21 protein-coding genes are annotated in these 21,820 nt (G+C 44.3%); 12 read left to right on the top strand and 9 right to left on the bottom strand.

The annotated features are described in order from the left end of the window. From thiE to L2755_RS05100, 6 genes are all read left to right on the top strand, one after another. Complete coding sequence (gene thiE / locus L2755_RS05125) at nt 1–1,608, top strand: thiamine phosphate synthase (protein WP_248979661.1); 1,608 nt, start codon at nt 1–3, stop codon at nt 1,606–1,608. Further along, nucleotides 1,595–2,407 (top strand): HesA/MoeB/ThiF family protein, encoded by an 813-nt coding sequence (locus L2755_RS05120; protein WP_248979660.1) that lies wholly within the window; start codon nt 1,595–1,597, stop codon nt 2,405–2,407. Before thiE ends, L2755_RS05120 begins: the two co-directional genes overlap by 14 nt. A gap of 58 nt (nt 2,408–2,465) precedes the next feature. Next, nucleotides 2,466–2,669, top strand: a complete 204-nt coding sequence (thiS, locus tag L2755_RS05115) for a sulfur carrier protein ThiS (RefSeq protein ID WP_248979659.1) — start codon at nt 2,466–2,468, stop codon at nt 2,667–2,669. A gap of 1 nt (nt 2,670) precedes the next feature. Beyond that, a complete protein-coding gene (locus tag L2755_RS05110; RefSeq protein ID WP_248979658.1) occupies nt 2,671–3,435 on the top strand; it encodes a thiazole synthase in 765 nt (254 codons plus the stop codon). A gap of 36 nt (nt 3,436–3,471) precedes the next feature. Then, complete coding sequence (thiH, locus tag L2755_RS05105) at nt 3,472–4,578, top strand: 2-iminoacetate synthase ThiH (RefSeq protein WP_248979657.1); 1,107 nt, start codon at nt 3,472–3,474, stop codon at nt 4,576–4,578. Between the two features lie 95 nt (nt 4,579–4,673). Next, nucleotides 4,674–5,135: a GNAT family N-acetyltransferase gene (locus tag L2755_RS05100; RefSeq protein ID WP_248979656.1), complete on the top strand. Its 462-nt coding sequence runs from the start codon at nt 4,674–4,676 to the stop codon at nt 5,133–5,135. A gap of 9 nt (nt 5,136–5,144) precedes the next feature. Here L2755_RS05100 and L2755_RS05095 read toward each other — a convergent pair whose 3' ends face one another. After that, nucleotides 5,145–5,516 carry a response regulator gene (locus tag L2755_RS05095; protein WP_248979655.1) on the bottom strand — a complete coding sequence of 124 codons (372 nt, stop codon included), beginning with the start codon at nt 5,514–5,516 and terminating at the stop codon, nt 5,145–5,147. A 475-nt stretch (nt 5,517–5,991) separates the two neighbouring features. Between L2755_RS05095 and L2755_RS05090 the strand changes: the two genes are divergently transcribed. Next, nucleotides 5,992–6,240, top strand: a complete 249-nt coding sequence (locus tag L2755_RS05090) for a chemotaxis protein (RefSeq protein WP_248979654.1) — start codon at nt 5,992–5,994, stop codon at nt 6,238–6,240. 44 nt (nt 6,241–6,284) lie between these two features. Here the strand turns inward: L2755_RS05090 and L2755_RS05085 are convergent, their stop codons facing one another. Genes L2755_RS05085 through cmoA form a run of 8 tightly spaced genes read right to left on the bottom strand, consistent with a single transcriptional unit; the run spans nt 6,285 to nt 14,911 of the window. After that, entirely contained in the window at nt 6,285–7,184 is a 900-nt protein-coding gene (locus L2755_RS05085; RefSeq protein WP_248979653.1) for a LysR family transcriptional regulator, read from the bottom strand. A gap of 3 nt (nt 7,185–7,187) precedes the next feature. After that, complete coding sequence (locus tag L2755_RS05080; RefSeq protein WP_248979652.1) at nt 7,188–8,288, bottom strand: DUF3541 domain-containing protein; 1,101 nt, start codon at nt 8,286–8,288, stop codon at nt 7,188–7,190. Next, nucleotides 8,233–9,975: a M3 family metallopeptidase gene (locus tag L2755_RS05075; protein WP_248979651.1), complete on the bottom strand. Its 1,743-nt coding sequence runs from the start codon at nt 9,973–9,975 to the stop codon at nt 8,233–8,235. Before L2755_RS05075 ends, L2755_RS05080 begins: the two co-directional genes overlap by 56 nt. Next, nucleotides 9,944–10,894 (bottom strand): alpha-L-glutamate ligase-like protein, encoded by a 951-nt coding sequence (locus L2755_RS05070; RefSeq protein WP_248979650.1) that lies wholly within the window; start codon nt 10,892–10,894, stop codon nt 9,944–9,946. Before L2755_RS05070 ends, L2755_RS05075 begins: the two co-directional genes overlap by 32 nt. Nucleotide 10,895: 1 nt before the next feature. Further along, a complete protein-coding gene (locus L2755_RS05065) occupies nt 10,896–12,401 on the bottom strand; it encodes a UUP1 family membrane protein (protein WP_248979649.1) in 1,506 nt (501 codons plus the stop codon). A 15-nt stretch (nt 12,402–12,416) separates the two neighbouring features. Next, nucleotides 12,417–13,169: an ATP-dependent zinc protease family protein gene (locus L2755_RS05060; RefSeq protein WP_248979648.1), complete on the bottom strand. Its 753-nt coding sequence runs from the start codon at nt 13,167–13,169 to the stop codon at nt 12,417–12,419. 21 nt (nt 13,170–13,190) lie between these two features. Continuing rightward, nucleotides 13,191–14,183: a tRNA 5-methoxyuridine(34)/uridine 5-oxyacetic acid(34) synthase CmoB gene (gene cmoB, locus L2755_RS05055; RefSeq protein WP_248979647.1), complete on the bottom strand. Its 993-nt coding sequence runs from the start codon at nt 14,181–14,183 to the stop codon at nt 13,191–13,193. Then, nucleotides 14,180–14,911, bottom strand: coding sequence for a carboxy-S-adenosyl-L-methionine synthase CmoA (gene cmoA, locus L2755_RS05050; RefSeq protein ID WP_248979646.1), 732 nt, complete (start codon nt 14,909–14,911; stop codon nt 14,180–14,182). Before cmoA ends, cmoB begins: the two co-directional genes overlap by 4 nt. 151 nt (nt 14,912–15,062) lie before the next feature. Here cmoA and L2755_RS05045 point away from each other — a divergent pair, with 151 nt between their 5' ends. The 5 genes from L2755_RS05045 (at nt 15,063) to ruvA (ending at nt 21,819) form a co-directional block, all read left to right on the top strand. After that, a complete protein-coding gene (locus tag L2755_RS05045) occupies nt 15,063–17,885 on the top strand; it encodes a transporter substrate-binding domain-containing protein (RefSeq protein ID WP_248979645.1) in 2,823 nt (940 codons plus the stop codon). A 161-nt stretch (nt 17,886–18,046) separates the two neighbouring features. After that, nucleotides 18,047–19,828 carry an aspartate--tRNA ligase gene (gene aspS / locus L2755_RS05040; protein ID WP_248979644.1) on the top strand — a complete coding sequence of 594 codons (1,782 nt, stop codon included), beginning with the start codon at nt 18,047–18,049 and terminating at the stop codon, nt 19,826–19,828. Between the two features lie 105 nt (nt 19,829–19,933). Further along, a complete protein-coding gene (locus tag L2755_RS05035) occupies nt 19,934–20,677 on the top strand; it encodes a YebC/PmpR family DNA-binding transcriptional regulator (RefSeq protein ID WP_248979643.1) in 744 nt (247 codons plus the stop codon). Between the two features lie 6 nt (nt 20,678–20,683). Continuing rightward, the gene (gene ruvC / locus L2755_RS05030; protein ID WP_248979642.1) at nt 20,684–21,205 is read left to right on the top strand and encodes a crossover junction endodeoxyribonuclease RuvC; all 522 of its coding nucleotides are present in this window, start codon (nt 20,684–20,686) and stop codon (nt 21,203–21,205) included. After that, the gene (gene ruvA / locus L2755_RS05025) at nt 21,202–21,819 is read left to right on the top strand and encodes a Holliday junction branch migration protein RuvA (RefSeq protein ID WP_248979641.1); all 618 of its coding nucleotides are present in this window, start codon (nt 21,202–21,204) and stop codon (nt 21,817–21,819) included. Before ruvC ends, ruvA begins: the two co-directional genes overlap by 4 nt. The last annotated feature ends 1 nt before the right edge of the window (nt 21,820 follow it).

Below are 21,820 nucleotides of genomic sequence, written 5' to 3'. Positions count from 1 at the left end.
ATGGCTAAGGTTAATACTAGCCGACAGCCTACTGGCAATCGTCCATTGGTGTGGACGATTGCGGGATCTGATAGCGGCGGCGGTGCAGGCATACAGGCCGATTTGGCCTGTATGCTCGATCTTGAAACCCATGGCTGCAGCGCGATCACTGCAGTGACTGCGCAGAGCTCAGTGACCGTCGCCGCGGTTGAAGCTGTTTCTGATGATATGCTCATTGCACAACTTGACACGCTGGCGGCAGATCTTATGCCAAAGGCGATCAAAATTGGCTTATTGGCAAGTCAAACACAGATTAATATTGTTGCCAGCTGGTTAGCGGATAAACTGGCGACTTGGCAGGGGGCTAATTTAACTGTGCCTGTCATTCTAGATCCTGTGATGGTCGCGACGTGCGGCGACGCACTGGCTAACGGTGAACAGCTCGATTTCGCGCCCTTCAAAGGTTTGCTGACGTTAATTACGCCAAATGTCAGTGAGCTGGCTATTTTGGCTGGTCGCCAGTTATCGACATCTGATGACAGTGTTAAGGCTGCAACCTCTATCGCGGCATTATTGCAGACGTCAGTACTGGCTAAAGGTGGCGATAGAGGGCCTAACTGGCAGCAAGATAATGCACGTGACTTGCTTGTTTGCCGTCAAGTTAAAGGCGTTTCTAGCTTGCATAGCGATCACACTTTTTGGTTAACATCATTAAGAATAGTGACAGAGAATAGCCATGGCACGGGTTGTACATTGTCATCGGCCATTGCGGCTGTTATGGCGCATGGCTTTGTATTGCATGATGCGGTTGTGGTTGCAAAAGCCTACGTATCTCTGGGCTTACAAAATAGCTATCAGCCGGGTCATGGACCGGGTTGCTTAGCGCGTTGTGGCTGGCCCAATGATGTGGCTAGCTATCCAATGATTGAGTCTCTTTTATCCTTGGATTTGTCTCTTTCAGATGTCGATGTTAGTCACAAACCTGCATATGCTTTTAGCCAGATAGCTGAACCCCTCGGTGTTTACCCTGTCGTTGCTGACATTGACCTGTTACAACAACTGCTGAGTGCGGGGGCTACCACCATCCAGTTACGTGTTAAAGATGCAACCGATCCACAGCTTGAGCAAAAAATCGTTGCGGCAGTTGCACTGGGGCGAGATCACTGCGCGAAAGTGTTTATTAATGATCACTGGCAACTGGCGATAAAGCATCAAGCCTATGGGGTACATTTAGGTCAGGAAGATCTGTTTGAGAGTAATTTACAACAACTAAGCCAAGCGGGTATTGCACTTGGGTTATCGAGCCATAGTTACTTTGAGATCCTATTGGCAAGGCAGCATCACCCTTCCTATATCGCTTTTGGGCACATATTCCCCACCACAACAAAGCAGATGCCGTCGGCGCCTCAAGGGCTAGGTAAGCTGGCTCGTTATGTGGATCTAATGCATGGAGAGCTACCCATTGTGGCGATTGGCGGCATTGATGCCAGTAATCTCGCGGCAGTAAAAGCCAGCGGTGTTGATGATGTGGCGGTCGTTCGCGCTGTGACTGAAGCCAATAGTCCTGCACAAGCCTACCAAATATTGGTCGATGAATGGACATTAGGAGCAGGCCATGGCGCTGACTGACCAAGCTTTTATTCAATACTCCCGGCAGATCCTACTCGCTGATGTGGGTGAACATGGACAGAATATATTCAGTCAATCTCATGTGCTCATTATTGGAGTGGGGGGGCTTGGCAATCTTGCCGCGCAGTACCTGGCTGCAGCAGGCGTTGGCCAAATAACGTTAGTCGATGGCGACACCATTGAGCGCTCTAATCTGCCGCGACAGTTGCTGTTTTCTGTTGAGGATCTTGGGAGCAATAAAGCCCAGGTTGCTGCTGAAAAGTTAATGCAAGCTTACCCTGATAGTCATATCAACAGCTTGCAACATTACTTAACCCTAGATAATGCGCCTGAGATATTTAATGCCCGTCAGCAATTCAGTTTGCTCTTAGATTGCTCCGACAATTTCTCGACGAGGCAACTTATCAATCAGCTCGCTATTGAGCATCAAGTCACCTTGGTATCGGCGTCAGCGGCCAACTTTCAAGGTCAGCTGCTGAGTGTTAACCAACAATTACGTCCAGATACAGGCTGTTATCACTGTTTATATCCAAGCGACATGGGTGTCAGTCAGAGCTGTCAAACGGTAGGCGTGCTTGGGCCTATGGTGGGCACTCTAGCGTCAATGCAGGCGTTAATGAGTTTGAATCTACTGTTGAGCTTGAATGCAAAAGCGGATCAACGACAAGTTTCTGGGCGACAGACTCAAGTTGATGATCAGCCGTTGTTGGGGCAACTGTACCGCTTTGATGGAGCCAAATTTACTTGGCGCCAAGCAAAGCTGACTCGGGATCCCGATTGCTTAGTATGTAGCGCATAGTTTGTTGTTAAACCGTTTGCGTAGGCGTTGTAAACGCCACAGATTTAGGAGTAGATAGATGATTAATATTTTACTTAATGACGAAGCAGTAACGGTTGCAGTGGGAACGTCACTGACCCAGGTATTGGAGCGTCAAACCATCGCACTCAATGGGGTGGCTTTGGTGCTTAATGCTGAAGTGGTACCGCGAAGCCGTTGGTCACATATCATGTGCCAACATGATGACAAGTTAGAAGTGTTCTCAGTGGTTGCAGGAGGTTAATGTGTTAAAAATTGCAGATACAGAATTTAGCTCTCGATTGTTTACTGGGACGGGTAAGTTTTCCCAAGCGAGTGATATGTTAGCGGCCGTAAGTGCATCGCAGTCTCAATTGGTGACCTTGGCCGTTAAACGCCTCGATTTAAAAACCGGTAGCGATAATATATTACAGCCACTGCAAGGCAGTGGGGTAAAACTACTGCCCAACACTGCAGGTGCGCGCAATGCCAAAGAGGCCATTTTTGCGGCGCACCTGTCTCGCGAAATGCTGGGGACAAACTGGATAAAACTAGAGATCCATCCAGATCCAAAATATCTGATGCCGGATCCTATTGAAACCTTAGCCGCTGCGCGTATTTTATGCGAGCAGGGCTACGTCGTATTGCCTTATGTGCATGCGGATCCTGTCTTGTGCCGACGTTTAGAAGAGGTGGGCTGCGCAGCCGTTATGCCACTAGGCAGTCCGATTGGTTCAAACCAAGGCTTAGTGACTGAGCCCTTTCTTAAGATCATTATTGAACAGTCAAATGTGCCAGTGGTGATTGATGCCGGGATTGGCGCACCATCACAAGCGACAAGAGCGATGGAGCTTGGGGCGGATGCAGTACTCGTTAATACCGCCATTGCCAGTAGTGCAGATTCTGTTGCCATGGGGCGTTGTTTTGCCCAAGCCGTAGAAACGGGCAGAGCGGCCTATCTTGCCGGTCTTGGCAGTGTGAGCAAACATGCAAACAACACCAGCCCGCTTACCGGCTTTCTAAATGGATAACTTAAACCTGCCTGCGGGCTGTGAGAAGGTGGCTTAATGAGTTTTGTCGATGAGTTTAAAAAGTTGTCTCGCAGTGCGCTGCAAATGTGTTTGTATTCGACAACAAAGCAAGATGTAGAGCGGGCATTGCAAAGCCCGGCTGGCGATCTCAACAGCTTACTCGCATTGCTGTCTCCAGCAGCAGAAGATTATATTGAAGAGATGGCACAGCGCTCTGTTGCACTGACTAGGCAGCGTTTTGGTGCCAGCCTAGGAATGTACATTCCGCTGTATCTTTCTAATTTATGCGCTAACGAATGTGATTACTGTGGTTTTACCATGAGTAATAAATTGAAACGAAAAACGTTATCGGAAGCTGAACTGCTTAAAGAGATGTCCATCATTAAACAGATGGGTTATGACGCCATTTTGTTAGTGTCGGGAGAGCATGAAACTAAAGTGGGTCTAGCCTATTTCAAGCAGATGCTACCGCTGGTAAAGCAGCAGTTTAGTCATGTTGCAATCGAAGTTCAGCCGTTGGATAAGAGCGATTATGAGTCACTGATAGAGGATGGGCTCGATGCTGTGATGGTCTATCAAGAAACCTATAATCCAGTGACATATGCTAAGCACCACACCCGAGGAAAAAAGAAAGACTTTAGCTATCGGCTTGAATCTCCAGAACGGGTTGCTGAGGCCGGGGTTGATAAGATAGGTTTAGGCGTATTACTGGGGCTTGATGATTGGCGCTTGGATGCATTATTGATGGGGCATCATCTGGCTTATTTAGAGAAGCACTACTGGCGTAGTCGTTATAGTATTTCTCTACCGCGCCTAAGGCCTTGTACTGGTGGTATTACACCGAAAGTTGAGTTGACCGACAAAGGCTTAGTACAGATGATCTGCGCGTTCAGATTGTTTAATCAACAATTAGAAATAAGTTTATCAACCCGTGAAACGCCAGCCCTTAGAGATAATCTATTTGCACTGGGGGTGACCAATGTGAGTGCCGGCAGTTCAACACAGCCCGGTGGCTACGATGAACCCAACTCTCAATTAGACCAGTTTGAGATCAGCGATGAACGCAGCCCACAGCAGGTCGCAGCCGCAATGAGTGCGCGAGGCTTAAATCCAGTGTGGAAAGACTGGGAGACGGGCTGGTAGAGATTAACCTTTGCTGCTTATGGCATTTTTTGATGTTTTACATCATAATGAATAGTATATTGTATCCCTTACTGGTTGGTGATAAGGATATTAGAGTGAATATTAAAAAGGTTTCAATCGATGAGTTAGACGACCTAGTGATGCTGTTTGACCAGTATATGGTGTTTTATAAGCAAGCATCTGCACCTGAAAAGTATCGTAATTACTTAAATGAGCGATTAACTCAGGGGGAAGCTACGGTGTTTATGGCTTATAGCGATGCAAAGGAGCCTGTTGGTTTCGTATTAAACTACCACTCATTCTCATCGGTTGCTTTGGCTAAAATTATGGTATTGAACGATCTCTTTGTGTCTGAATTGCATCGAAAGCAGGGCATAGCTAATCAATTGATAAACAGTGTTATTGAGTTAGCAAAATGTACCGACTCAATCCGTGTTGATTTAGGTACGGCTAAAGATAATTTTTCAGCCCAGGCGCTCTATGAAAAAATCGGTTTCGTAAAAGACACTGAATACTATTCATACAGCTTATCGGTAAGCCATGCAGTCTGCGGATAGATCAATCCACTAATTTTGTTTAAGATGTTTTTTTAATTTGTTGTATACATCATCAGGATTAATAGGTTTAAAGATGTAGTCTTTGGCGCCTAATCGTAGCGCCAAATCTTCATCTGAGCCTTCATTCAAGCCGCTAATAATGATCACCGGGATTAAACTTGTTAAGTCATTACTCTGTAAGTCTTTAAGCACTTGATAACCATTTATTTCCGGCATCATTATATCTAGAAAGATACAGTGAGGTTGTAAACTTCTGGCGAGTTCAATGGCATGAATGCCTGAATTGATGGTAGTGACATGATAATCATCACCCAGTATTGATAACAGCAGACTTGAGCAAATAGGGTCATCATCAACAACGAGTATTTTTGGATTATCCATATAGTGTGGTTCCTCTTCAAGGACTGATTGATTTTTAAACCATCTCTTTATAACCGTATCATTTAAAAACAATAGTGGCTATTTTATCTCGCTAATATATAGAGAGTAGAATGCTCATTAGTTGGCTTAAAAAATACTGACTGTTTTACGCACTCTGTTGCAGCCGAGAATAGGATACTACGCTATGCATCTTGTACTCATGCTGAATGGCGTTGCTGACAAGGCCAATTTAGCATTGCAGCGGTTATATTCGTTAGCCCAGTCGTCATTTAGTTCAATAAATAACTGCAGTGAAACAGACTTTGTAGTGAATATCCGACGTATTTACTTTACTGCATAAATAGAAGTTCACTTTTTGCATGGTGTGGTAGTAGAAGCATACAGCGCTAACAAACGTTATATTATCATGATAAATGCTGTACATTTTTAGTACGTTACTTGATAATCAACCCACTTACTAAAAGTGAGATTCGTTATGCAAATACCCCCAAGTATTATTTCAGGGCACAATGGTTTTCAAAGCGCACAGTCTGATCTAACCCAAGCAACGGTTGATGTGGCAAGTTCAAGCCAGTCGGTATCTTCAACGACCACTGCCAATAGTAGTGATAGCCACTCGGCGCTCATCAATGCCACGCAAGCGGTTAATCATGCTCAAGCATCAGCTGAGGTGATTGAAGCCTCATCTGAGACAATAGGCACTTTAATTAATATTACAGTGTAGAAAACACGAATAAAAAAATGCTCTTAGGAGCGTTTTTTTATGCATCAAATAGTAGCGATTTGATGATGTGTTTTTATCAATGACTCGATTAACTCACTTGCAGGCCCTTGTTTATCTCTATTGGGAATAACCATGCTTAGGGTTGCTTTGCGCTTAGATGACCCTTTCAAGTTAAGCTTTTTAAGCTCTCCATCTTCAATGAGCGACCTTACTATATCCTCTGGGATCCAGCAGAAGCCCATGCCTTTCTTTAAAATAACAACCGCTTCATGAAAGTTAGTCACTGTCCAACGCTGCTCCGCTTTGAGCCAACCGAGATCAGTGTTGGGACCAAGGGCTGTGTCCTTAATGACGATTTGCAGGTGCTGAGCTAGGGTTTGATCATCTTCTATCACTTCAAACTGTGCGAGTGGATGATCTGGATGACAGACTAGATTGAAGTCGATATCAATTAAAGGCTCAGCTAAATGACCTTTTGGCGGCGGCCCACCACAGATTGCAATATCAACGGCCTCATCGATGATAAGTTCAGAGGTGCCAGTTAACACCGTGTCGATAATGGTAATGCGTGTGCCGCGGCTAAGGGGATAAAATTGACTGAGTACATCAACGAGATGCTCCATCGGGTAGATGATCTCGCGGGCGATGGTCAGTGTTGGCTCCCAGCCCGTTTCTAAGTTATTGGCTAGTAGCTCCAGCTCATTAACCGCTTGAGTAATGTGCCGCGAGCGGCGTAGCAATACTTCACCACACTCAGTGAGGTACGCTTTACGGCCTTTGACTTCAAGCAGCTGTACGCCGAGTTGAAATTGCAGCTTAGCAACGGCGTGGTTAAGTGAAGACTGACTTTTATTCAGTTTTTCCGCAGCTTGAGCGTAACCGCCGTAATCGACAACGGCCTGTATAATCCGCCACTGCTCTAATGTAGATTTTGCTCTATCCATTGTTTAGCGTTCACTATTTGTTTTTGGTTTAACTTGAACTTGCTTCGGCAAGTATTTTTTGGTTGCTTTAAGCTCTGATAAATAGGGGCCCTTATGCAGCTTTTCTGGCCAATCAAGTAGCATCATGGCTAACACATTACGATGCTCACCCATAACCAGATCGGGATTACCACGGGGAGAAGGGATCATCTGCTCTTGTTGATTGAATGCTTTGATAATATGCCGCTGTGTTTTTTCGACAACGGGATGGTCTGCTTGCCTAGCAAGCAGAAAGCTAATGCCAACCTCTGCAATAATATCATCGGTAGCATCTTTAAGAATGCGGTCAATATTTTGCTCGAAATGATCCAAAATCCAAGCAAACTCTTTTGCATCTACATCGTGTTGATAATATTCACTGGCGGCGAAAATAAAATGAGTCATGCCGTAGAGTTTATTGCGATACTGCTTTTTATCGAGCTGCTGATCTTGGCTATCAGGATAGACACTAATAAAGGCATCTTTATAATCTGCTAAATAATCACCAACACCAATCTGCTTCGCCCAATAGACATAGTTAATGAGTTGTGCCGCCCAGGTTTTTATCATCGCTTTGTCTGTAAGCCCACTTTTAAGATCGGCCTTTTTAAGCGTATTAATCAACTGTTCATTACATGGGCCAGTGAGGCCAAATTCATTAATGCGGCTTGAGTAACGTAGCAACACGTCGGTATAGAAGATGAATTCTGGGAAAGGTTTTAAGGCTTTTTTACGCGCTTTGGCTCTCGGCCCTTTGCCCAAAACAGAGATGGCTTGGTTGGCTTGGTGACTGATGAAGTCTTTTTGATTAAGGTTACAAGCATAGAAGGCTTGAGCTTCGGTTACAGCATACAGATCGACCAGTGCCGCGTTGGCATATCGGCTGTCACCGGTCATTCTATATTGTCTAATGCCATAGTGGCCTTGAACACGGGGAGGCAGCTCAAATAGATGCTTTTCAAGATTGGCTTTTATCCCTTGATAGACTTCGCTTTTAGCTGCTTCTGTGACTAATGGCGCTGATGCAAAACTACTGCTGCAAAAAAGTGCAACGGCTAGGGTACTTATTTTTAGCATCGAAGGCATGTTGGATCCTTGTTATAAGTGGAACAGCTGTAATAGGAGACCCCAATAGTGTTTGAAGGATCACTTCAATGCTATCGGCTGGTTCATTGACCACCAAGGTATCAAAAATAGCGCTTTGATCTTGGCAAGCCTTGGTGGATTGGTATATATAATGTGCGACGTTTTTTTGCCATAACTTTTGATAATAGAGAGGCCCTTCGTAAACAATAGCACTAAAGGTAAAGGGAGCATCTGCTGTTTTATCCCAGTACTTTCCAAAGCCTAGCGAAAATTGTTGATGATGGTCAAACGTCGCTGACCTTGTGCCTGCTCTATATAAATCGATTGCGACTTTCGATCTAAATACCACAAGTTGCTCTGAGTAGAGCAGCAGAATGGCTTCTCGAGAACCGGCTTGTGGTGCTTTAAGTAATTTATCTAATAACCAGTACTCTAGCCACAATGCGTCGATATTACTGCTATCTGCCGTTTCGCTTATGGTATTGAGCAGATAAAATTGATGACCCTTGCTTAGCTTTTTGACGGCAGTTGCAACGGCTTTAATGGCTTGCCTTTGCTGCTGGTAGCGGCTTAATTTGGCGGGTAATGACAGTTCAATTTGACCAAATTGTTGGCCTACCACAAGTTGTCGAATCGGTTTTATGGCGATTTTTTTATTTTCAGTTAAATAGATATCACCTAGCAGTCGCTGCTTATGCCATACACGAATTGATTTTTCATTTATCCATTCGAAACCTATTGCTAACGCTTCAAGCTCTTTAGCGGCCAAAACCAACCATTGACTGCTATCCATTGCGGTGACATGTGAGGAGGGTGCTGATGCGAGTGCGCGACCAAGATCCCAGGGAGCTATTTCGATATTATGGGTTTGCGACAACAAAAATTGCTCAACAATCTCTGATGAATGTAGCATCTGCTCATCTAACTTGAATTGGCTGTAATTAGCAAAGCCCGCTTGTAGCGCTTGTTGCTGTCTCAATGCGGTAATGGTTGCTAACGCCGTTTTATTTTTATCTGATGCCCGCGCTTGATAGGCTTGCCAAACACGTTTTCGACACTGCTCATCAGGCTGTTTTATGAGATAACTTGCTAATGAACCGTTGAAACTATTTTCTGCTTCGCCCGCAGTGCTATGGGATAGCTCGCATGTTTTATCCGAAATATTCAAGTTTAATGCTTGTGAGCTAAGCTTCTGTTTAAAAGCGGCTTGGGCGGTATGCAGTTGTGCTTTGTATGTGGGTGATTGACTGTTTTTCGATAACTGATTGATACGTTTAAGCAGTGCGGTAATTTGCTGGCTTTTATTGTTAGCAAAGCTAAATTGTAACGACTGAAACTGAGAGCTATCTAGATAAAGTGCCAGTTCATCGGCGAGATACAGCTGGCATTGGAGTACAAGCTCTCTGTCTGCATAAGATAGCGGATATTGACGATAGTAGTTAATACGGTCGTTAATATTAAAAAAGCCAATAAGCTGCCGCTCGAATGTGATTGCATTGGTATCACTGTCTAACGCTGAGTCGATAGTATCGGTAGGGAAATTGTAGCGAAGGCACTGCTCAACGAGCAGTGGAATAGGCGATACGGCAGCACTGGCTGCCGTATGGACCATACTTGTGAGCAAGATAACTAACCCAACAAGGTTTACTTTCAATCTAGCTGTTAGCACTAAAGTGTTTCTTGGCATACACCACGCGTTCTTCAACCGACATGTTGTGGTTTGGCATCTGCTCTACATGACGCAAATTGTTCAAGATCCCACGGCCATTAGCAATTTGAATCGCAAGGCCTGGACGGGCATTTAGCTCGAGTAATAAGGGGCCTCTGTATTTATCGAGTACCATATCAGTCCCTAAATAGCCGAGCTCAGACATTTCATAGGCTTTAGAGGCTGTATGCAGCAGCGTATCCCATTGGGGAACTTGAATTGCGGTTAGCTCTTTTTGGGTATCAGGATGCAAGTCGATAGGCTTATCAAACTGAACGGCATGCAGTCCTTTACCTGTAGCAATATCAACCCCCACACCCACAGCGCCTTGGTGTAAGTTAGCCTTACCGTCTGATGCTGCTGTAGAGAGGCGGATCATCCCCATAATCGGGAAGCCTTTAAACACGATTAAACGGATATCGGGCACACCTTCATAGGAGTAGCCATCAAAAACCGGATCAAACTGAATTAATCCTTCAACAATCGCCACATCGGGATTACCGCCTAATGAGAACAGACCACTGAGTACATTTGAGACATGACGATAAACTTCTGAAGGGGTAACCTCCTGACCGTTTGGCTTGTAATAGCGGCCATTGTCAACTTTAGTGACCACTAAAATACCTTTGCCGCCAGAACCTTTCGATGGCTTAATAACAAAACCAACAGTGTCATTCACCATTGCGGGTATATCGTTAATCTCATGTTGCTCGGAAACCGTACCAATAAGATCGGGTACGGCAATATTATTAGCAAGGGCGAGTTGTTTTGTGGTTAGCTTATCGTCGACTCGTTTATAGTACTTACGCGGGTTATAGCGACCAATATAGTCGATATTACGCTTGTTCATACCTAAAACACCGCCACGCGTTAACGCTGAGGGGTTAGCGAGAAACATATTATTCTCCAGCCAAAGGCTTAAAGCGTTTTAGCTCAAGCAGACGATAACCGGTATATTGTCCCATCAACAGCACGAGGGCTAAGATCACCAGATGAATACCAAGGAAGTTAAATACCCAATGTTGAACCCAAGTCGCACTCATGGCTAAGTAAGCCAATGTTGCGACAAATAGGCTACCACCGCCTTGTATAAAGACCTCTTTTGCACCTTCCTCTTCCCACAGAATAGACATTCTCTCAATTGTCCATGCCAAGATAATCATTGGGAAGAAAGTAATCGTGAGGCCTTCGCTTAAACCGAACTTATAAGATAACAGGGTAAACAGCCCGATAATGCCTATCACTACGATAATCACCGCAGAGATCCGTGATATTAGCAATAGATTCAACTCGGACAGGTACGAGCGGATCATCAAGCCAAATGCAACAATTAGCAAGAAGCCAACCAGTCCGGTAATCAGTGTGGTTTGTATAAAGGCGAGGGCGATGAGCACTGGCATAAACGTACCAGAGGTTTTAATGCCGATTAATACGCGCAAAAATACCACCATTAATACCCCGATTGGGATAAGCAATATGCCTTTAAACAGGCTTTGCTCTTCAAGCGGTAATTGATACAAGGAGAAATCGAGTGCATTGTCATTCTTCATCACATCAATTGCAGTCGCCAGAGCTGAACGGGTATCTTGTAGCATTGAAAAATTAACTTGTGAGTTAACGCCACCAATCACATCCAGTACAGATGTTCCTGAGCGATCCCAAAGTAATAGATCTTCTGGACGTCCTTGGCTACCCGTTTTCGGGTCGAACAAGTGCCATTCACCATCATTATAGACCTCAACAAAAGTGGATAACTGTTGTCTACGACGCTGATCTTCAAGGAACAATCCACTGACTTCTCTCGCCGGGATACTTTTGTTGTGCAGCATTCTAACGAATAGTTTACTGGGCGAGTTTCCAGCGAGCAGTAGTTCAATGTTTTGACTACGCTCATTGGCATTTAGGTCTTGATTAAGCTGTTGTGCAAACGAGAGGTTAGTGGCACTTTTTGCCCAAACCTCTTCGGTAGCCTGTGCCGCTGCAGCGCTTTCAGTCGCGGGCCACATATAGGGCGTCGGTGCCGCAGGTTCACTCTCGGCAAGCAGTCGCTCTTGTCCCGTTGGGATCAAGGTGACTTTATAATAGAGATCTTGTTGACCCGTTGCGCTACGGATAGACCATATTGCGCGGCGATCAAACCTATTATTGGTGATGGTTAAACCATAGCCAGGTGATGTTGCGTTTTCGACTAAGATTTCATAAGCGGGATCTTCTGGTAAAGAGAAAGACACTTCTGACGGCTCGCCGGTACCTTGGAAGCTGACTTTTGCGTCTACAGCCCAACTTTGAACTTGTTTGCCTGGGAGAAACGGTACGCTGTGCTCAATGCCGCGATAGACACTCGCCGTGATACCTGCAATAAAGAGCATGACAACTAAAATATAAAAAGGCTTTCTAGAATGCATTATTTTTTATTCCTGTTATTGAGAAGCAGACGATGCACTACCGCCTTTTTTCTTTCCATGGATATAAGTTTGGCCAACATCTACCACGGCAATATCTTGCATAAACTTGCGGCCAAGCAACAGCGGAAACTCTAAGTGACTTCTGTCGCTTAAGTTAAGATCTGTCTCAGCTTTGTATTCACCAATCTCGAGATGTGCATGGATAACGGGACGTCTGTCCGTTTTATCATCAGACTCTTTAATTCGCACGAAGCGTTCGACTTTAGATTCAAACGTTTGTGCTGGTTGTTTAGCGCCGTGAGTTAGCACATCAAAGCGAACCCATTGGTCACCATCTCTTTCAAATAAAATGATATTACGAGCATCAACTGATGATGACTCTGCACCTGTATCGATTCGAGTGTTAAAGCTTGCTTTCATTTCATCGACATAGACATTTTCCTCCGCACCCAGAATGAACTTACCTTGCAATGGTGACGGAGGGCATTGTTTTGGCGCGACAACGGGCACTACCGCTATCTTCTCTTTCTTATGCAGGTCGGTGATTTTTGCATCCAACTGCGCGAGCTGGGCTGCTAATGTTGTCATGCTTGCTGTTTGCATCTCTTTACAAGAATCGATGGCATTAACAATATTAACTTGTTGTTGATTCAAACTGGCTTTTAGTACCGTTGCATCAACGGGTATAGGCGCGTTGGCGTCTTTAGTTGCTGCACAACCACTGATTGCGGTTGCGATGGCGGCGATACAAATTATCTGCTTTAACATAGTGCTTCCCATTACTATCGGCTAGATTAAATCTTTATTTGGTTGGTTCTTTGTGGCGATGATTGTTGCTCTCTTTGGCGCCGGATAGCCTTCAACGGTAAGGCTAACATCATTAGGGTCTAAGTAATCGACTAATGATTCATTCGGCATCCAGGCCGTACTTCGTTGTTCTGCTAAAGAGGTAATATCAACATCAACACAACGTATATTGATGAAATCACTCTTTTTAAGCCAAAGCATAAGCGCTGCAACAGAAGGTAAGAACCAAACATTATTCATTTTTCCATAGCGATCTTCCGGAACTAGCACCGTATTCTCATCTCCATCGATGACTAAGGTTTCTAGAACGAGTTCGCCACCGGTGCGTAACTGATCTCTAAGTTGGATGAGATGATCGATTGGGGAGCGGCGATGATAAAGTACACCCATCGAAAAAACGGTGTCGAAAGCATCTAGCGGTGGCAACTCTTCAATGCCTAAAGGCAGAAAGTGAATCGGCTGGTCGTTACCCGCGATTCTTTTAACGGCTTCAAACTGACACATGAACAGCGGGGCTGGGTCGATACCGACCACATGTTTAGCACCATCACCCAGCATCCGCCACATGTGATAACCACTGCCACAACCCACATCAAGTACCGTTCTGTTGGCCAAAGGTGAAATATGCGGGGCTATACGCTCCCATTTCCAATCTGAGCGCCACTCGGTATCTATTTCTACACCGTGGATAGAGTATGGGCCTTTACGCCAAGGTTTGAAGATAGCTAACAGATTTTCAAGTTTTTCTTGTTCACCTGCCGATAGCTGGCTACCAGAGCCTATGGTCACACTGGTTTTAAAATCAATGCTATCGGGCGCAGGGTAATGCAATTTATTAAGCACCTTTTCCCATTTAGGCAAAGAACCATGCTTATGTTCTCGTTGCCACTCACCGAGGATAGCGGGGAGAGTCTCTAACCAGTGTTGTAGGCTAGAGTCCGAAATTTGTTTGTAAAACGAGCTAAAACTTATCACTTAATTGCCACCATAGATGCAAAATTAAAACATTGGAACCAGACACTAAACTGGCTAAAACCCTGTTCTTTTATCCGTATTTCATGTTGTTGAAGCGTATCTGGCTTCATGACATGCTCGAGTGAACTTCTTTTTTGACTTATCTCTAACTCACTGTAACCATTTGCTCTTTTGAAATCGAGATGTAAATCATCTAACGTTGATTGAATCTTAGGCTGTTCGAAGTAAAGCTTCTCAGATAAGACTAAAAGTCCGCCAGGCAGTAAGCCTTCGTAGATTTTCTTGAGCAAGCTTTCTCTATGTTCAGGCGCAAGAAATTGCATGGTAAAATTAAGTATAACTAAAGAGGCATTTTCTATCTCAATATCACGGATATCACCACAGATTAACTTAACAGGCGTTTCGCTAACGTAAGCTGAAAGGTTTTCTTTACAGCGCTGAATCATGGATTCACTGTTATCTACCGCGATAATCTGGCAATTACGACCTTCTACTCGACGTCGAATGCTTAAGGTTGCGGCACCTAAAGAGCAGCCTAGATCATACACTTTGCTGTTTGGTATAGCATATTTTTGTGCTAAATCTCCAATAGTATTAATGATTTGCCCGTATCCAGGTACAGATCTACGGATCATGTCATTAAACACACCAGCCACTTTATCATCGAATTGAAAATCGCTGACTTGTTGGTACGGTTTTGCATATAGGTCGTCTTGAGAAGGTTTCATGTGATCAATTCGTGGGAATTCAACCTCTCATTCTAGCTAAACATCTCGGCAACCAGCAAGACTAGTACTGGAAATTCCTCATAAAATTTTGTCTAATAGCGTTATTAATACAAATTGTTTACAGATATTTGACATTTTATAGGGATTGTAATTGAAATATAACGCTTACCTGCTGCTAGCTTTTTTTGCGGTCTTTTTTACAACGTCAGTATTCTCTGCGGCCAAAGATGGCGTGCGGCCATTAGTGGTATCAATGAGCGATGATAGTTACCCGTTCCAATATGTTGATGAAAACGGCGTTGCTAATGGTCTCTTAGTCGATTTATGGCGGCAATGGTCCCGTGTTAATCAACAAGACATCATATTTCAGCCCGCTAATTGGCAGCAATCTTTAGACAGTGTGCAGCAGTCAATAGCCGATATTCACATTGGAATGGCCAAAACCCCAGCACGACTTAACGTGTTCGGTTTTTCACAACCTATATCAAAAGTAAATGCCTACCTCTATATCAATAAAGCATTGATTAATCTCAACACCTTAGCAAAGCTCATTCCCTATAAAATTGGTGTCGTTAAGGGCTCTGCCCATATTGAAGTGTTACTCGAAAAAGAGCCTAAGCTGAGTTTTACTTATTATGATAGTCGCAGGCAGCTACTGGATGCGGTTATTAACAATGAGATTTTTATTTTCGCAGGTCTCGAAGGGTATCTGCGTGAGAGCAATATTAGCCAAAAAGTCATCATGTCATTTCCGTTTAACCGCCGTATCGCGATCAGTGAATTTGCATTCTATCCAGCCGTTAAAAAAGGCAAGTTGTCATCTTTGCAATCCGTAATGCAGGGATTTAGTTTAGTTGATCAAGCAGAAACTAATAGAATTGAACGAGAGTGGTTAGGTATACAAAGCAGCCAACACGAAGTTGTTATTGCTATGCAGACGGGGATAGAGCCTTATGCTGATATAGGTCCAAGCGGTTTACCACATGGGTTACTGGTTGATATTTGGAAACTATGGTCGGATAAAACCGGTTTGCCGATCCGCTTTATTGCTGGCGATATGCAACAAGCAATAGCGAATGTTAAAAAAGGGTTCGCAGATGTGCAGCTAGCTTACCCTGAGAGTGAGTCGATGAAGTCAGGACTCAATCGAGCACATTTAATCTATCAAGTTAGCAGCAGACTGTTTTCCTTTAAAGCCCCTTTTAAAACGGTAGAAGAGCTTAAGGGTAAAGTATTTGCTGTGGCGCCGACATCGCCTTATCTAGCCGAGCTGATTGAGGCTTTACCTGATTCAGATTTCTACTATGTTGCCGATGTACAACAGATGATAGCAGCCACAGAATCTGGCAGAGTGGATGGCTTTATTGCGGCAGCAGCATGGACGCAACACTATTTATTATTAAAAGGTCGATGGCAAGACTTTCACCAGTTTAAACCGCTTCATTTTAAAACGGATCTATATGTATTAAATCGAGGTAGTGATATCGATTTTTCCGAACGTATTGCAGCTGGGTTCAATGCGATGACGTCGGCGGAGCTAGCCGCGATAGAAACAAAGTGGATTTTAAACCCTGAGGATAGAATTTATTCAGCGACTAAAGACCTCATTCTGCTGAACGCTAAACAGCGCGCCATGATAAAGGGCATGGGTGATATTAAAGTGGGTTTTGTTAGTAATTGGGCCCCGATGGAATATATAAGCGACAACGGCGATTACGCAGGGATTAATAGCGAGATATTCAAGATTATTTCGCAGGAGTTAGGGCTGAAACTGAAGTATGTCGCATTCAGTGACTGGCAAGCATTGCTTGATGCACTACTGCGTGGTGAAATCGACATGGCGGGTAGTATTGCACCCACTGAGCAGCGTCAACAACAACTGGCTTTTTCAAGACCCTATTGGCCGGCACCATGGGGACTTGTGACCTCGTTAGATAGCGTTAATAACTTTAGCTTAACGGAGCTTAAAGGACTGCGGCTTGCTGTTGTGGAGGGATACCATATTATTAGCGATTTAATGCGTGACTACCCAACATTGAAGTTGGTATTGGTGCCTGATAGTCCCGCAGGTCTTAATGCTGTTGATGAAGGTCGGGCGGACGTTTTTATCGATAAAGTGATGAATCTTAGTGCTGGTCTGAATAAGGGGCAATTTTCTGAACTCAAAATGTCAATATTGATTGATTTTTCTGAGCAACGTAGCCATATAGGGATCAATAAGAGCAAACAGCTTTTGGTACCCTATATCGATAGCGTTATTGCCAATATTGATCGTTCTCAGCAGCAGAAAATCCATCAAAAATGGGTATCACAAACGATAGAGTTTGGCCGTGAGGATTTTGAAAACAGATTGCGCTTAGGCATTATCGTTTTTTGTGCACTTGCTGTACTGGTTATTATGGCACTGTTGGCAAATAGGCGTTTACGCAAAGAAGTGGCATTAAGAATTACGGCTGAAAATAAAATGGCCCAATTTGCCAAGCATGACAGCTTAACCAAGCTGCCTAATCGCTCGATGATAGAGGAACGATTAGAGCAGGCTATATTGACCCATGGTCGAGAAATGTCACAGTTTGCAGTTATTTTTGTTGATCTTGATGGTTTTAAAGCCATTAATGATGAATACGGTCACCATGTTGGTGACGATTATCTTATTGCGGTTAGCGAAGCATTAATCGGCGCTGTTAGGCGGTCTGACACGATAGGTCGATTAGGGGGTGATGAGTTCATCATCATTCTTAATCAAGTCGATTCGATATCAGCAGTTGATGAGGTCGCAGAACTTTTGCTACAGCGTTTGTCTAGCCCCTTTGTTATTGACGAACTGTCATTATCAGCTTCTGCCAGTATGGGCATCGCGTTGTACCCCGCAGATGGTGACAGTGTAGATACCTTATTGAAGACAGCGGATAGACATATGTACCGCGCTAAGAATGCTGGCGGAAAATCATCCAGAAATTCGCTACAGCAGTAACATTAGCCTAAATATATTCATTTTTTTTGGAAATTGGCGGATACTTAGCCGACTAGTCGATAAGTTATTTGGAAAACGGCAATATATCTCTATAATGCCGCTTTGTCTTGTTTTGAACCAGATCCTCAAACATCGCTTTGCGGAATAAAGGAAAGAGTTAAATGCGCAGTCATTATTGTGGAGACGTTAATAAGTCTCACGTTGGTCAAGAAGTAACCCTAGTGGGTTGGGTTAATCGTAGCCGAGATTTAGGCGGCGTTGTTTTTCTCGATTTGCGTGATAGAGAAGGCATTGTTCAAGTTGTATATGATCCAGATCTTCCTGAAGTGTTTGAGATGGCAAGTACCTTGCGCAGCGAATTCTGTGTGCAAATCAAGGGCCAAGTTAGAGCGAGACCTGATAGCCAGATTAACGCCGGTATGCGTACCGGTGAAATCGAGATCTTAGGATTAGAACTTAACGTATTAAACAGTTCTGCTCCGCTACCGATTAATATGGACAAGAACCAGCATAATACTGAAGAGCAGCGCTTAAAGTATCGTTATTTGGACTTACGTCGCCCTGAAATGGCTGAACGCATCGTCTTCCGCTCTAAAGTGACTAGCGCTGTTAGACGTTTTCTTGATGGTAACGGTTTCTTAGATATTGAAACGCCAATTTTGACTAAAGCGACCCCAGAAGGTGCACGTGATTATTTAGTGCCAAGCCGGACTTATAAAGGTCAGTTCTTCGCACTGCCACAATCTCCACAGCTATTTAAGCAGTTGTTGATGATGTCTGGGTTTGACCGTTACTACCAAATCGTTAAGTGCTTCCGTGATGAAGACTTACGTGCTGACCGTCAGCCTGAGTTTACTCAAATAGATATCGAAACTTCGTTTATGTCATCAAAGCAAGTGATGGCTAAAACAGAAGAGATGATGCGGGGTCTATTTAAAGAGCTGTTAAATGTCGATTTGGGTGAGTTTCCTAAAATGACCTTTGCAGAAGCGATGCGACGTTACGGCTCTGATAAGCCTGATCTGCGTAATCCGCTTGAGTTGATTGACGTTGCTGATCTTGTCAAAGATGTTGAGTTTGCGGTATTCAATGGACCTGCAAATGATCCTGAAGGGCGCGTTGCAGTGCTAAGCATCCCAGGTGGAGCAAAGCTTTCTCGTAAGCAGTTAGATGAGTATGCAAAGTACGCGACTATCTATGGCGCTAAAGGCTTAGCCTGGATGAAAGTCAAAGAACTTGATAAAGGCATGGAAGGGATTCAATCTCCAGTGCTTAAGTTCTTGAGTGAAGATGTTGTTAAAGCACTGCTTGAGCGCACCGGCGCAAAAGATGGTGACCTAATTCTATTTGGCGCAGATAAAGCGAACATCGTTGCCGAGGCAATGGGTGCACTTCGTCTAAAGGCCGGTGAAGACTTTGAATTGCTACAAGGCGATTGGAAACCTCTTTGGGTTGTCGATTTCCCAATGTTCGAACCCACTTCAGATGGTGGCTTGCATGCAATGCATCATCCATTTACCGCGCCGAGCAATATGACAGCAGCAGAACTTGAAGCTAATCCAACGGATGCTATTTCAGATGCCTACGATATGGTGCTCAATGGTTGTGAGTTAGGTGGTGGTTCGGTCCGTATCCACAATAGTGAAATGCAGTCAGCGGTATTTAGAATTCTGGGTATTAATGATGAAGAAGCTAACGAAAAGTTTGGTTTCTTACTTGAAGCGCTACGTTATGGTACGCCACCACACGCAGGTTTAGCGTTTGGTTTAGATCGCATCATCATGCTAATGACGGGCGCAAGCTCAATTCGTGATGTTATGGCGTTCCCGAAGACAACGACGGCAGCGTGTCCATTAACAAATGCACCAAGCTTGGCCAATACAGTGCAGTTAGTTGAATTGGGTATTCAGGTCATTGTGGACGAAAGCAAAGACGAGCAATAAGCACTGTTAAAAAGAGCCGAGTGTAGACTCGGCTTTTTTTTCGAATAATTTTGGCAAACAGGGCTCAATGTTTATTCGTTAATGAATCGAATCTAGGAGAAAGAGATGGCAGGTCATAGTAAATGGGACAATATTAAGCACCGTAAAGCAGCGCAAGATGCAAAACGCGGTAAGCTTTTTACTAAATTTATTCGTGAGCTTACTGTTGCTGCAAGAGAAGGTGGCTCAGATCCAGATGCAAATCCTAGATTACGTGCTGCCATTGATAAATCATTATCGAATAACATGACTCGTGACACGGTTGAGCGCGCAATAAAACGTGGCGCCGGCGAGTTAGAGGGTCAAATATTAGAAACGATAATCTACGAAGGTTATGGCCCTGGTGGGACAGCGGTATTGGTTGAAACCATGACCGATAACAAAAACCGTACGGTTTCTGGTGTCAGAAACGCATTTAGTAAGTCAGGTGGCAACTTAGGGACTGACGGCTCTGTGTCATACTTGTTCGATAAGAAAGGCATTATTTCTTATCAAGACGTTGATGAAGATACCGTAATGGACGCAGCCCTTGAAGCGGGTGCTGATGATGTCGTTGCCCATGATGATGGTTCAGTCGATGTGTTTACCACCCCAGAGGACTTTGGTGTTGTAAAAGATGCTTTGGATGCAGCAGGGCTTGAAGCGGTTAATGCTGAAGTCACTATGTTGCCATCTACCAAAGCAGAACTTGATGCGAGCACCGCAGCTAAGTTTTTACGCTTAATCGATAATCTTGAAGATCATGATGATGTACAAGAGGTTTACCACAATGGTGATATCTCTGACGATGTCATGGCGGGGCTAGAATAAGCTTTTATGGCGATAATTTTAGGGGTTGACCCTGGTTCTAGGATCACTGGTTACGGAGTGATTAATTGTGTGGGCCGCCAACAAGTTTATGTTGGTAGCGGTTGTATCAGAACAAGTTCAGACGAATTACCATTGCGTCTTAAGCAAATTTTCGATGGGTTATCTGAAATTATCAGACAGTACCAACCCGATGAATTTGCCATAGAGCGGGTTTTTATGGCCAAGAATGCTGATTCTGCACTTAAGCTGGGGCAGGCTCGAGGCGCGGCCATAGTCGCCGCAACAGCAGCCAATTTACCCGTTGCCGAATACAGCGCGACCCAAATAAAAAGTGCAGTTGTTGGCACGGGCAGGGCACAAAAGTCGCAAGTTCAGCATATGATCCAACAGCTTTTAAAATTGCCAAGTGCACCCCAAGCCGATGCTGCTGACGCACTAGGCGTTGCGGTATGTCATTATCATACAAATCAAAGCTTGATTGCCATGGGCGGCAAGGCAAGTTCAAGAACATACGGAAGATATAAATGATTGGTCGTATACGTGGTCTACTCGTAGAAAAACAAGCGCCAGAAGTGCTCATTGATGTTGTTGGTGTTGGGTATGAAATTCAAATGCCACTGACCAGCTTTTACGAATTACCCGATATTGGGCTAGAGGCTGTTATTTTTACCCATTTCGTTGTGAGAGAAGATGCGCAGCTACTGTATGGTTTTATCTCTAAGCAGGAACGTGCATTATTTAGGTTGCTGATTAAAACCAATGGCGTTGGGCCAAAACTCGCGCTAACGATTCTATCTGGTATGACGGCAGCAGAATTTGTTGCTTGTGTGGAACGAGATGATATTGTCACTTTGGTCAAACTGCCGGGAGTCGGTAAGAAAACCGCAGAACGCTTGTTGGTCGAGATGCGAGATAAGCTCAAGAGCCTAATGGAAGCTTCTGCAGGTTCTGAAAGAGAGTTTATGTTGCAATCAAACTACACCGCCCCTGTTGTTGCCAATACCGCTGAAGAGGATGCTATTGGCGCACTGTTGTCGCTGGGATACAAACCTGCACAAGCCAGTAAAGCCGTTTCAGCTGTGTATGTTGATGGTATAGACTCCGAATCGCTGATCAAATCAGCGCTTAAATCGATGCTTTAAG

The organism is Shewanella abyssi (genome assembly GCF_023284025.1).
GTDB lineage: Bacteria > Pseudomonadota > Gammaproteobacteria > Enterobacterales > Shewanellaceae > Shewanella > Shewanella abyssi.
Note: the sequence above shows the minus strand (reverse complement) of the source record. Positions and strands in the feature narration are given on the sequence as shown.